The sequence below is a fragment of the Mesorhizobium sp. SARCC-RB16n genome (assembly GCF_008520305.1).
Lineage (GTDB): Bacteria > Pseudomonadota > Alphaproteobacteria > Rhizobiales > Rhizobiaceae > Mesorhizobium.
In genome coordinates this window covers 123,515-136,618 of the sequence record NZ_ML703264.1, presented here as the reverse complement: position 1 = coordinate 136,618, position 13,104 = coordinate 123,515, and the positions used below count along the sequence as shown (strand labels likewise).

The window sequence follows — 13,104 nt, the reverse complement described above, 5'->3', positions numbered from 1 at the left end:
AGCGGCGCGGGTCGAAATGAATCCGCATCAGGTCGAAGCCTCTTTGTTCGCCTTGAAGTCACCGCTCTCGAAAGGTGTGCTGCTTGCCGATGAGGTGGGTCTCGGCAAGACGATCGAGGCTGGGCTCGTTATGGGCCAGAAATGGGCGGAGCAGAAACGCCGTATCCTTCTGATTGTCCCGGCCTCACTGCGCAAGCAGTGGGAGCAGGAGCTGCGGGAGAAGTTTTCGCTGCCTGCAACGATCTTGGAGTCCGCTACCTACAAGATCTTGAAAAAGGAGGGGCGAGCCAAGCCGTTCCGCGATGCTCCTGGAATCATTATCTCAAGCTATGAGTTCGCGGCGCGATGTGCCGATGAACTCGCATTGACCAAGTGGGACTTGGTGGTGTTCGACGAAGCACACCGGTTGCGCAACGTCTACAAACCAGGTGCTCTCCGATCGAAGCTCTTGAAAGACGCCTTGAAGGATCCGTTCAAGGTGCTGCTAACGGCAACGCCGCTACAGAACTCCCTTATGGAACTCTTTGGCATCGTGTCGATGATTGATGACAATCATTTTGGCGGCGAGGAGGCCTTCAAGACCCTCTACACTGGCGCTCGCGCCACGCCTGCCTCTCTCGAGGCGCTGCGCGAGCGCCTTATACCGGTCTGCTACCGCACGCTGCGCCGGCAGGTTCAGGAGGCCGGTCACATAAACTTCACCAAGCGTAACGCTGTCGTCTTCGACTTCGAACCGCCCAGCCTCGAAGTCCAACTCTACGAGAAGGTGTCGAGCTTCCTGCAGCGCAAGGACACCATCTCCTATGGTGACCGTGCCAACCAACTCGTGGTGCTTCAGGTCCGCAAAATCCTAGGGTCTTCGACTTTTGCCGTCACCGGTTACCTTCGGTCGCTGATAGAACGTCTGGAGAAACGCCAACGCGTCGACGAGACCGTTACCGACGACATCGAGACGATCGCGGAGATCGCTGAGGAACTGGAGGACAAAGAGGATGGCGAAGAACAAGTCATTGATGCGGCTTTGTTGGCTGTCGAGTTGGACGAGCTGAAGTCGTTCCTGGCCCTAGCAGAGTCGATAGGCCAAAACGCGAAGGGCGAAAAACTCCTCACACAACTCCCCGGCATTCTCGATGCAATCTCAGGCAAGGGGGGGCAGCGCAAAGCCGTAATCTTCACGGAAAGCGTTCGCACACAGAAATACCTGAGCGAGCTGTTGGCTGCCAATGGCTACAACGGCCAGATCGCGCTTCTGAACGGGTCGAACAGCGATCCCGTCAGCAAGTTTCTCTACCAGGCTTGGCGGGAAGAACACGCCGGCACTGACAGGGTATCCGGCTCGCGGACCGCAGATATGAAAGCGGCGATTGTCGATGCCTTCCGCAGCAAGGACAAGACGATCCTCATCGCAACAGAGAGCGGCGCCGAGGGCATCAACCTCCAATTTTGCTCGCTCGTGATTAACTTCGATCTTCCATGGAACCCGCAGCGCGTCGAACAGCGCATTGGTCGGTGCCATCGCTATGGTCAAAAGATCGACGTCACCGTGGTCAATATGCTTAACCGCAAGAACCAGGCCGAGCAGCGAATCTACGAGCTGCTCGATCAAAAATTCAAGCTATTCAGTGGCGTATTCGGATCAAGCGACGAGGTTCTCGGCACCATCGAACGCGGCGTCGACTTCGAGCAGCGAGTCCTGGGTATCGTCCAGTCCAGCCGAACCGAGGCCGAAATTGTTCAGCAGTTCGACGCTCTGACAGCCACGCTGCAGGATCGCATCGATTCGGACATGCAGTCTGCCCGCGCGAAGGTTTTGGAGCATCTCGATCAAGATGTCGTCGCTCGGCTGAAGGGTCGCAAAGGCGAACTCGATAACGCCGTGAATGATTTCACACGGCGCCTCATCATTGTGGCCCAAGCCGAGTTGTCAGGCGCCAGGTTCCACCACGACGCAATCTTTAGGTTCGACTACGAAGGCAAGACCTGGACGACCAAATGGCCCGACGCTGATGACCACGACTGGCAGTTCTTTCGGCTCTCAGACGGAAATCTCGCGACGGAGATTGTCGAAAAGGCAAAGGCGCGAGGTGAGCCGTCTAGCCCGACATCGGTGCTTTTCACGCTGGCCGACTATGCGTTTCCCGGACAGCTCGCCGACGTCAGGAATTTGGTAGGGAAATCAGGTCTGCTGCGTGTTTCGAAGGCGCAAATTCAAACGCGCAACTCAGCACGGGAGGAGCTCCTGCTTTCATGCGTGACGGATGATGGAGTTGCGATACCCCCGGAAACAGCTGACCGCATGCTTATGATTCCGTCAAAAGCTCAGGAATTGCGGGACCCCATTGATGCTTCTGGCCTTCAGGGCATCGAAGACAACCAGTTTTCGGCTTTCTCGGATCGGGTGAAGAGACAGAACTTCCGCTGGCTTGAGGAAGAGGAAACTCGGCTGGACAACTACGCCAAGGACATCGAAATCGAGCTAGATGCGCAGATCGGCGTGCTCGACACCGAGATCAAAGGGCTGCGCAAGGAGCGCCGTTCGCCTGATGCGTCAATGGAGCAGAAACTCGACCTGGGACGCAAAATAAAGAAGCTGGAAGGCCAGATGGATGACCTGAAGCTCTCCAAACACGAGCGACGCCGCGAGGTGCGAAAACAAGTATCCGACATGCTCGACGAGGTGGCCGAGAGCTTGAACCAGCAACCGCAGAAGAACCTGCTTTTCACTATTCGCTGGTCGGTCGAGTAGCTAATATGAGAAGGGCGCCGAGCTCGAGTTACGGTGAGTTCGCCAGCCTGCCGATTGCTTGCGATTTGTATCTTGATTCTTTTTCAGGCCCAGCCTGGGAGGTCCGGTCTCTTCGATATCGTTCGGGCTGGCTAATGGTTTCGCGGGCTACGATGGAAACGTCATTCAGTTCTTGGACTGCTCCGCTAATCGCCTGTATCGACGACGATGGTGAGTCAATCTCACCATGGCTATCTGCTAAGTTTTTTGAATTAGGGTGCTCACTTCCAAGAGATCCCGAAGACTCGCCACCAGTTGAACTCGAGTGGGCGTCTGAGGCGCTCTATTGGGATTTCTTGGGTGCATGCGATCTTGAGCATCTATCCATGCTTGAACAGTCCGATGCCGATCTCGATCGCGCTGTTAGCAGGCTAGAAAACCGTGGCCGCAACAGTCTTGAACAGGTCGACGGTTACATCGAAAATCTCAGGCGTTGGCTACGGATCGAGCCTCGCGATGGAGAGCAAAAGGCGCGTGTGAGTGCTCAGATCGATCTGTTAGAACGAAAGCAGATGGATGCTCAGAGATGGATGCAAGCTAGGGTGATGAAAATCCGAGAGGCTCGGGACAGTTTTGAAGCAGAGGTGATGGACGCTCTCTGTTGCCATGGAGAAATCGAGCATCTCTATACCATGCATTGGAACGTCCGGCATGGCCGAGATGCCCGGGATTCGGTGCCGAGGTCGACACCGTCGTTTCTTTCACCGACCGACCACATTCGCCAAGCTCACGTTAACCGTGATGTCCATGCCCATCAGCGGGTGCGTTGGCGCTCACAGGATGCCAGTGACACTCTTGGAAGCAAACAGGTGGATCGCATTCCGCTAGAAGAACGACGCGGCGAGAAATTGGCCGCGATCGTCCGAGGTGCCAAAGTTATCCCGGCGAAGGCAATGCCGGAGCAGCGTGTCAGCGATGTTGGCGCCAAATCAACACGCGACGGCGATTTTGCGGGCCATTCACTACTGATCAGCATCCATCCGGAAAACCGCAATCCGGAGGAATTCCTCGCAGAAATGGAACGGAAACGGGCAATTGCGTTGAGACATCGCGAACGAAGCCGCCGCCAAGCAGAATTGAGACGGACTCGGCTTGCCGACGAGCTGAAAATGGCAATGGAGGTCAAAGTAGCAATAGACCAATCGCCAGTCCAAGCGGCGCCAGACGTGCAGGTCAGATCGCAGCCGTCGGCAAGTCATTCTTCTTCGGATGAACGAGAAGATTTGCTTGCGCGTCGGCGTCCAGAGGACGAGCAAGAGCACGTCTCCGCCACAGCAAACGTCAAACAGATTGAGTGCGATGTCGAAAAAACAGAAGCTTGAACTGACCTGGATCGGCAAGGACGACCGACCGAAGCTCGAGCCGCGAATCCTGATCGAAGATCCGTCGCTGTCGCATTACGCGGCAGCGCGCAGGTCGGAAGCCGACATTTTCGACAACATGCTGGTTCATGGCGACAACCTACTGGCACTGAAGGCGCTGGAAGCGAATTTTGCGGGCAAGATCAAATGCGTATTCATCGACCCGCCATACAACACCGGGAGCGCTTTCACGCATTATGATGACGGCGTTGAGCACTCTCTCTGGCTTAACCTGATGCGCGATCGTTTAGAGATGATCAGAACGCTGTTGTCAGACGACGGCTCGCTTTGGATCACCATTGACGACAACGAGGCGCATTATCTTAAGGTGCTGTGCGATGAGGTGTTTGGGCGTGCCAATTTCGTGGCCACAATAATATGGCGCAAGAATTATTCGCCAAAATCAACAGCTCGCCACTTTTCCGAAGATCATGACTACGTAATTGTTTATGCAAAAAATGGTGACCGTTGGTCACCAAACCAAATGGCAAGGTCAGATAAGCAAAACGCTGCATATAGAAACCCTGACAATGATCCGCGAGGGCGATGGAAGCCAGGTGACTTGTCGGCCAGAAATTTCTACAGTAAAGGTATATATTCGATTACGTCTCCGTCCGGACGAGTAATTGCCGGGCCGCCGAATAAGAATTATTGGCGCGTGGAGGAGAGTAAATTTTGGGCTTTGCACAGAGACAATAGGATATGGTGGGGGAAAGACGGGACAGCAATTCCTCAGATAAAGAGGTTCTTGTCTGAGTTGAAAGAAGGGATAACGCCACAGACATTTTGGTCACACGAAGAGGTCGGTCATACTCAAGAAGCAAAGCAAGAATCTATCAAACTTTTTGGCGCAGACCCATTTAGCACGCCAAAACCTGAGCGGCTTTTAGCCCGAATTGTAGGCCTTGCTACTGCACCCGGGGACCTGGTTCTAGACTCCTTTGCCGGCTCGGGCACAACCGGTGCAGTCGCGCACAAGATGGGTCGGCGCTGGATAATGATCGAACTCGGCAATCACGCCGAGACCCACGTCGTGCCACGCCTGAAGAAGGTAATCGACGGCGACGATTCCGGCGGTATCACTGAAACGGTCGGTTGGAAGGGTGGCGGAGGGTTCCGTTTCTACCGGCTCGCACCCTCACTTCTCATCCACGACAAATATGGCAACTGGATCATCGCGAAGGACTACAACGCCGCAATGCTCGCCGAGGCGCTGTGCAAGCACATGAGTTTTACCTACGCGCCTTCTCAGAACGCCGACGAATATTGGAACCACGGCTTCTCGACCGAGACCGACTTCATTTACGTCACTACGCAGAACCTGACACATGATGCGTGTCGGAAAATCTCGGAAGACGTCGGGCCAGACCGCTCGCTACTGATCTGCTGCAAGGCGTTCAATGCGAGTCCGGACTCCTTTGAAAATCTGACGCTGGTGAAGATCCCGACTGCGATCTTGTCGAGATGCGAATGGGGCCGCGACGACTATTCGCTGAACATCCGAAACCTGCCGCTTGCACTGGACGAGCCGGAGGAGCCACGGACGCTCGGACGTTCCCGCAAGAAGGATTCAGGTCTGCCGCTTTTCAACCTCAGCGCCGACGAAGACGAGGCCTGAGATGAGTGAGGACCGAATTCGCCGCCAGATCGCACAGCGCCTGTCGCTGCGCGCGCCACAGGAGCAGTCGCTCGATATCTTGGCTGACATCGTCGGCCGCATTGGCCTTGCGAAGGGCGGTGACTCAGTCGCAGCACTCGATGCAATCCAGGTCGCCTATCCTTCTGTGCAGGATTTCGAGCGCGACTTTCCCTCTCTCTGCTTCGCCATCGCCACTGGCGTTGGCAAGACCCGCTTGATGGGCGCCTTTATTGCTTGGCTCTACCTAGCGGGCCGCTCGAAGAATTTCTTTGTGCTGGCTCCAAATACGACGATCTATGACAAGCTGGTCGGCGATTTCTCGAAACAGGCGTCGCCGAAATATGTTTTTCGCGGCATTGCCCAGTTTGCCCAAACGCCACCTGTCATAGTCACCGGCGATACCTGGGAGGAGGGGCGAGGCGTGCGAGGCTCCGACCTCTTCGGCGGTGAGGCCATCGTCAACATCTTCAACGTCGACAAGATCAACAAGGACAAGGGGCGCATCCGCACAATGCGCGAGACCATCGGCGAATCCTACTTCGACTATCTGGCAGCACTCCCCGATCTTGTGCTGCTAATGGACGAAGCCCACCGCTATCGCGCAAGTGGCGGCATGAGGGCAGTAAACGAATTGAAGCCGGCGCTCGGCCTGGAACTGACGGCAACGCCGAAATCCGTCGGCGCCAAGTCAACCGCGTTTCGCAACGTCGTCTTTGAATATGGGCTCGGCAACGCCATGGCCGACGGGATGGTGAAAGAACCTGCAGTGGCGACCCGAGCGGACTTTAACCGGGCCGATTTCAACGACCACCAGCTCGAGCTCATAATGCTCGAAGACGGCATTCACTATCATGAACATGTGAAGGTGGAACTCGACCTTTACGCCCGTCAATCAGGTCGGAGCCGAGTGCATCCCTTCGTGCTGGTCGTCGCCCAGGATACGACCCATGCAAGCGCGCTACGCACTCGGATCGAAAGCGATGAGTTTTTCAAGGGTGCCTATAAGGGCCGGGTCGCGGAGGTTCATTCAAATCTTCGGGGTGATGAAAGCGACGAGGCAATCCAGCGCATGGTCGGGCTGGAGACCGACAATCTCACCGAGATCGTCATCCATGTGAACAAACTAAAGGAAGGGTGGGACGTCAACAACCTTTACACGATCATCCCACTCCGCGCGTCTGCTTCCGACATTCTAACCGAGCAGACGCTCGGCCGCGGACTTCGCCTGCCCTACGGCGAACGCACTGGCGTCGAGTCGGTGGACACGCTGACCGTGATTGCGCATGACCGCTTCGATGAAGTGATCAAGCGAGCTAGGGAAGCTGACTCGCTTGTGCAGATCAAGACGCTGACGATCGGCAAAGGCGGGGACGTTCCGGCTGAAACAGAACGAGTGATCGATATTCCTGTCTCGTTCGAGGTAGCCCTGCTCGGCAGAGACTCAGCATTCCAAGGGATGCAGGAACAAGCTGCCATCTTCGAACATGTCGATGACCGGAAGGTCGTTGAGTCAGCGCTCGATTTCATCACCCGCAAGTATGAGCGACAGCTCAAGGGGGGCGTTCACGAACTGTTGACGCCCGAAGTGCGAAAGCAGCTCGCTGCGGACATTAGGCGTGCCCTGCAGCCTGCCCAGGGCTCGCTGGAGGGCATAGTCGCCCAGCCGCGAGTCGAAGAGATCGTCGGCATCGTCACCGCAAGCGTTGCCGAGAATACGATCGATATTCCTGAGATCGTCGTCATCCCAAGCCGAGAGGTAAATTTCTGGTTCGACGCCTTCGATCTGACGGGCCTACAGACAATCCGATATCAACCGCTGTCCGATCGGATCCTGATCCGGAACCTACGGGACCAAAACCAGCGCGAACTAGCCCGCTCGATCTCCGGACCGAAGGAAGGCCTGCTCGAAAACTATGTCGTCAAGCACCTCATCGACTACGACCAGGTCGACTACGACTCACAATCCGATCTTCTCTATCGGCTCGCCGGTCAGGCAGTGTCACATCTGCGAACATACCTCGCGACCGAGGACGATGTAGAGAATGTCGCGCTCGCGCATGGAAAGGCGATTGCCGAGTTCATCTTTGCGCAGATGAAGGGCCACTATCGCGAGACGCCGGCGGACTACCAGGCAAAGCTTGTAAGGTCATTTCGGTCGCTGAAGCCGCTGAGCGTCAGCATAACCAGCATCGCGAAGATGCTCGACATAAGCTCGGCTGCGAGGCCACTGTCGGAGACCAGAAGTTACGTCTTCAAAGGCACCCGCAAGAGTCCCTACAATTTTCACAAGTTCCAGTCTGATACCGAGCGCCGCTTCGCTGCGCTGATCGACAGCGAATTCGAGAAAGACGTGCTGCGCTGGGTGAAGCCAGGCCCTGGCCAATTCCAGATCGAATATCGATCAGGCAAGGCCTACGAGCCGGACTTCGTCGTAGAGATGTCGGCGCACAAAATGATCGTTGAGATTAAGGCCGACGGTGAGGTGAGTGACCAGACGGTTCAGGACAAATCACGCGCGGCTTGCGAGTGGGTTAAACATGCCAATCGGATGTCGACGGATACTGCCTCGAAGCCCTGGGGCTACGCGATCGTGCCCGAAAGCGCGCTTCTCGAAAGCGCGACGCTTGCCGGCCTGATGGCAAAGCACAGGTTGGCCTGATCCGCCTGCGGGCATCTGTCGTCGATTCCTATTTGGCAGGTTTTTCCCACCAGAAACTCTAGCCATTTGCCTGCTCGGTGCTTGGACAGGTGCTTTCCGCGCAAGAACATCTCGGCCATCTCGGCCATCTCGGCCATCTCGGCCACCTCGGGCGCAGCGGCGAGGCTTGGGTCGGAGAAGGCATGGAAATAGTGGATCGGTTGGCCGCGCAGGGACACCAATAGTGCCCTTTCTGCGCTCAAGATCTGCAGAGTTCTCCGATCATTAGTCATTACCGAGCTTACTTCGGAGACGCCAACGATCTTCTCTGGGAGACCGCAGAGAGAAACCCAACTATCCGATGTCTTGGAATTGGTGAGTTTAGAGGCGAAAGGCACCGGGCATCTAATCGCATGCCCGAGTATCAGGGAAAGCTCATCAATGAGAGTAGCGCCGGTGGGGGGCCTGTTAGCCGAGCTCGACCCTCCAGCAGAATCTGGCGACGATCGGTCACTCACTCATTTGAAATAAGCCTGTGTTTATAGATGGAGAACTCAAGCGAGAGTCCTATTTTCTCGCCTGTGTCGTGCTAAACGCGGGCTTCGGAGGGGCCGGCAGTCTGAGTGACGTCAACGATATGTCGGCGTCGAACAGGATAGGGGCCAATACAAAAATCATCCTTGAGCAGATCGACGATGCCCTAGCCACGGTCGCGCTGCTGACGCAGGCGCAGGTGGAACACGGCCTCGCCTATCTGCCGATCTTCGAACGCCTGGAGAGGGGGCGGGAGCAGATGTCCAGTCTGAATGATCGGCTCGTCCGCGCCGTCGCCCGCATTATAGGGAGTGACCTGAGACCCTGAAGCTCCTCCAGTTTTTGGTAGAGTCTGCCCCGCTCAAGGAGACGGACGAATGAAGCGTTCACGGTTCACGGAAGAACAAGTCATCGCGATTTTGAAGGAGCAGGAGGCGGGAATGAAGACCGCCGATGTGTGCCGCAAGCACGGGGTCTCGGAAGCGACCTTCTACAAATACAAGGCCAAGTTCGGTGGCATGGACGTTTCCGACGCCCGCAAGCTGAAGGCTTTGGAGGAGGAGAACGCCAAGCTGAAGAAGCTGCTGGACAATGCCATCCTGAAGGATATCGCTGCAAAAAAATGGTGACGCCCGATGCCAAGCGATGCGCTGTGGCCCACGCCTGCGAGCGGCATGGGTGAGCCAGCGTCGGGCGTGCAAGGCTCTTTTCGTCGATCGCTCGAGCGTTCTCCACTCTCACGCAAACGCGGGCAGCAATCGAACTATGGAAGGAAGACTACAACCGCAACAGACCACACTCAGCCCTGGGTAACATCACGCCCATCGAATTCGCCATAAAAATGGCGCTAGAAAACAGGCCGCATGAGGCCAGAAATGAAGCGCCGGACTCTCCATTGAAATGGAGGGAACAAGGGTCTCAGGTCAAGAGATCTTCTTAGGCGCCATAGAACGGCCGAGCATCCTGACAACAGGAAATCCACGAGTCCTGCTCATCTAACGACCGTGATCTTGCGCGAGAAGAGCAATTAATGCTTGTGGGTTGAATTTCGCCGGTGATGCTTATCGGAGATTGTATTCCAAACCGAAAAATGCTCACATGGTAATCGGGTTAGGGGGGTTACTTGGATCCTGAGTTCGGATGGTCGTATTTGTCGGCCAACGCATTGGCGCGGGCGCGAGCACATCTCGACGACGGCAGCCAGGGTGTGCGCGACGAGGTAGGCTTTCTCACTTTGCATCAGCGATATGCGGACCGGTTTTTCCCCGGCACCTCGGTTCTGCACACTCGTGCCCGATACGCTTTGTTTGTGCCATGGCAGTTCGAAGACCAGCAGGGCCGCCCCGAGGCGGATGCGAAGCGTGCGCTCGTGCAGGCTGAACTGAGGCTAGCAGGGCGCTTGAAGGAATCGGGCCAGGGCGGAGTTATCGGCGGGCAGGTGCATCCCAATCCTGCGGATATCCCACCGTCCACCATCTACTGGACCGCGCTCTCGGCTTGGGGGATTCTGCGCCGCGATCCGCTGGACCGCCCGCCGACGCGACAGAAGGTGCGTGCACTCCTGGGTCCGTCCAGGCGGACCGTGGATGCGGACAACGAGCCGCTCATGGGGTTCACCGCGCCCTTCGTGACTCTGCCGGCTCGGCCCGCCAATTGGACAGCCAATACCCCGCTTACGTTTGACCTTACCGCTGACGAGGGGAGCTTCCTAAAAGAGCGCCTGAGTCAGGTCTGTAGCCCACCCACATCGAACACTCTGTCACTGCTTGCCCGATTGACCAAGGACGGGATAAAGCCTCCATCCTCCTTGTTCACGTCGCAGCCAATTGTCAGGAGTCGGGCGGGGCGTGACCGCGGTCCGCTTGAGCGCGCAGAGGCGATGTCCCACCTTGCCGCGATCGGTCGAGCAATCTACGCCGCCCTGGTGGAAGAGCTCCGTGACCGAAAGGACGGCAAAGAGGATACGCCTCGCATCCATCGGGACGATCTACTCCGGATCCTACACGAACACCGCGAGCCCGCCCTCTCGCTTGGGCGGCATGTCATAAACCTCGTCGAGGACGACATAGGCTCTTTGCCTGCCGCACTTCGCGACGTGCTCGTCACCACTCTGGCCTGGCTGGACATTGGTAAGCGACAGCCCGACAACCTGCTCGAAGTGTATGCCATGGCCGAGGGTCGCAAGCGAGGTCGGGCTCGGCTGCCCCAAACCGGAGACGGACGCAACCGACGGCTGGAGTGGCGTTCGCAAGATCATCCTTTTGCCGAGCCACTCCATTATCGGTGGGGCCAGGTCCGACGACTTCTCAGCGATATCCGGATGTCCCAGGCATGAAGATTACATCGACGCCTTGGCCAAGCCAGTCATACCTGAAGGCCCTGCGGCCGGAGCCCGGCGCAGGCGTCGAACTCGCGCTGCTTGCTGCCTATTCCGCGGACCCGGTTGCGATTGTGGCGGCCCTGTTGGCGCTGGTGGCGCGTGACAATGACGACACCGACGGCAGCCGAAGAGACCTCGCCGACGCCATTGAGACCCTCCGCGGCAAAGCCAGGATCGTGGTTCAGCGCGGACGGCTCGCCAAAATGCGCCACACGCCGCGACTCACCGGCGTGCTCGACCAGTTCTTGCGGGAAGTCCCGTTCGACGAGCGCGAGGGGAGCTGGCATCCCAAGGCCGCCCTGATCAGGTTCTGCGGCGTTAAGGCGTCGGAATGGCGGCTGTGGGTCGGTAGCCGGAATCTGACAGCGCCAGAGAACCTGGACGTCGGTTTGGTCTTAGTCGGAGGCGGCCGCCAGGGTCGGGTGATCCCAGGTGTGGAGGGGATCGCCCACGCTCTAGCCGTCCAGGCGGATCTGCCAGGCGTCCGGCCCGATCACCTCGCCGCTGAGGTGGCCGCGCTACGCTGGCGGGCGCCGGCAGGCACCCGGATCGACAGCATCTTCATGGCCAAGGGAGACGGCCGGTCGAAATTGCCGACACTGCCGAGGCGCGTCGACGCACTCACCGTGGTCAGTCCATTCATCGATGCCACCTTCCTAAACCACGTTGCCAAGACCGAAGTCGCCGATGGGCGGCGCATCCTCCTGTCGACGACCCGCGAGATCGAGCGCCTTGCCGCGACAACAGCCCGCTTTGGAGCGCTTTACGCCCTTGATGCGCCCGACTACCCTTCCTCCGACCCTGGCTCTCCCGTCGCTGAGACGGCGGGCGCCGCCCTCCTTGAGACGGAGACATTGAACGCGGGCCTTCACGCTAAACTACTCCACTTTCGGATGGGGACGAAACGCAAGCTCTGGCTTGGGAGTGCCAATGCGACGGCACGGGCATGGACAGGCCGGAACGTTGAGATCATCGTCCAGGCCTCTATCACTGAGACGATAGAGGCAGGCCTTCTCGTGCTTCTGGGATCTGCTCGGACAGTCGATCCCATTGCACATGAGAAACTTGTGGATGTCGCGTTGGAGGCGGACGTGTTGGACGTCGCGCGAAGCCAAGTCGCATCCGCCTGGCGGGCCGGTATCCGCATCGATGACACCGGGCTCACCCTCGTGCACGCTGCGGCGACCCCGCATCCTCATGACCTCACGATTCACCTCGAGGTCGGGCTTATCACGGGAGACTTCGCGCCCTGGCCGCGCGGGCAGCAAGAGATCGCCTTCGGTCAGGTGCCCCGGGATCAGCAGACCGAACTCATACAACTCGCCGTATCGAAAGATGGGTTGCGGCGGGAGTGGATGCAGCGCGCGCCAGCGGAACCGCCCTTAGGCCCCGACCGGGACCGTGCCGCCTTCGTCCGTCTTCTCGGGGTCCGAGGCTTCCTACTCTGGATCGCCGGCCTTCTCGTTGGGATAGCCAATGCCGGCGATGACGACAGCTGGACATCGGACGAACTCCCGCCTGCCAGACCGCCCTCGACCCTACCGGCGTGGCGGGTCGACCAGGCATTGCCAACCCTAGAGGAAATCTTGGGCGCCTGGGCGCGAGACCGGAACGGCTTTGACCGGGCAGATAGGCGCATCAGGGACTACCTCCCCGCCGTGCTTGAACAGGCAGTCGTCGACGACCCCGCCGGCCACGCTCAGCTCGAAGCCTTCAAGGAACTTTGGACAATGGTCCGCCACGGACTAGGGACACGACGATGAGACC

The 13,104-nt window shown here is 57.9% G+C and carries 8 protein-coding genes and 1 pseudogene; all 9 read left to right on the top strand.

The genetic code is table 11. From position 1 onward, the window contains the following. Window positions 1-16 precede the first annotated feature (16 nt). The 9 genes and pseudogenes from C7I87_RS11440 to C7I87_RS11400 all read left to right on the top strand — a co-directional run bounded on the left by C7I87_RS11440 (window position 17) and on the right by C7I87_RS11400 (window position 13,100). Window positions 17-2,746, top strand: a complete 2,730-nt coding sequence (locus C7I87_RS11440; protein ID WP_149904311.1) for an SNF2-related protein — start codon at window positions 17-19, stop codon at window positions 2,744-2,746. 152 nt (window positions 2,747-2,898) lie between these two features. Then, window positions 2,899-4,107: a hypothetical protein gene (locus C7I87_RS11435; RefSeq protein ID WP_149904310.1), complete on the top strand. Its 1,209-nt coding sequence runs from the start codon at window positions 2,899-2,901 to the stop codon at window positions 4,105-4,107. Continuing rightward, complete coding sequence (locus C7I87_RS11430; RefSeq protein WP_149904309.1) at window positions 4,085-5,764, top strand: site-specific DNA-methyltransferase; 1,680 nt, start codon at window positions 4,085-4,087, stop codon at window positions 5,762-5,764. The genes C7I87_RS11435 and C7I87_RS11430 overlap by 23 nt, the downstream gene beginning before the upstream one ends. 79 nt (window positions 5,765-5,843) lie before the next feature. Next, a complete protein-coding gene (locus C7I87_RS11425) occupies window positions 5,844-8,444 on the top strand; it encodes a DEAD/DEAH box helicase (RefSeq protein ID WP_246696251.1) in 2,601 nt (866 codons plus the stop codon). A 616-nt stretch (window positions 8,445-9,060) separates the two neighbouring features. Continuing rightward, window positions 9,061-9,285, top strand: coding sequence for a hypothetical protein (locus tag C7I87_RS11420; RefSeq protein ID WP_149904308.1), 225 nt, complete (start codon window positions 9,061-9,063; stop codon window positions 9,283-9,285). 49 nt (window positions 9,286-9,334) lie between these two features. Continuing rightward, window positions 9,335-9,686, top strand: a pseudogene (locus C7I87_RS11415) (transposase); the annotation flags it as partial. Beyond that, a complete protein-coding gene (locus C7I87_RS36740) occupies window positions 9,673-9,897 on the top strand; it encodes an integrase core domain-containing protein (RefSeq protein ID WP_149904580.1) in 225 nt (74 codons plus the stop codon). The pseudogene C7I87_RS11415 and the gene C7I87_RS36740, both read left to right, overlap by 14 nt. A gap of 183 nt (window positions 9,898-10,080) precedes the next feature. Continuing rightward, window positions 10,081-11,292 carry a DUF6361 family protein gene (locus C7I87_RS11405; protein ID WP_149904307.1) on the top strand — a complete coding sequence of 404 codons (1,212 nt, stop codon included), beginning with the start codon at window positions 10,081-10,083 and terminating at the stop codon, window positions 11,290-11,292. After that, window positions 11,289-13,100 carry a phospholipase D family protein gene (locus C7I87_RS11400; protein ID WP_149904306.1) on the top strand — a complete coding sequence of 604 codons (1,812 nt, stop codon included), beginning with the start codon at window positions 11,289-11,291 and terminating at the stop codon, window positions 13,098-13,100. Before C7I87_RS11405 ends, C7I87_RS11400 begins: the two co-directional genes overlap by 4 nt. The last annotated feature ends 4 nt before the right edge of the window (window positions 13,101-13,104 follow it).

Excerpts from the sequence above, each read along its gene's own strand:
- C7I87_RS11420 (WP_149904308.1), top strand. The coding sequence starts at position 9,061 with ATGTCGGCGTCGAACAGGATAGGGGCCAATACAAAAATCATCCTTGAG.
- C7I87_RS11400 (WP_149904306.1), top strand. The coding sequence starts at position 11,289 with ATGAAGATTACATCGACGCCTTGGCCAAGCCAGTCATACCTGAAGGCC.
- C7I87_RS11440 (WP_149904311.1), top strand. The coding sequence starts at position 17 with ATGAATCCGCATCAGGTCGAAGCCTCTTTGTTCGCCTTGAAGTCACCG.
- C7I87_RS11430 (WP_149904309.1), top strand. The coding sequence starts at position 4,085 with ATGTCGAAAAAACAGAAGCTTGAACTGACCTGGATCGGCAAGGACGAC.
- C7I87_RS11435 (WP_149904310.1), top strand. The coding sequence starts at position 2,899 with ATGGAAACGTCATTCAGTTCTTGGACTGCTCCGCTAATCGCCTGTATC.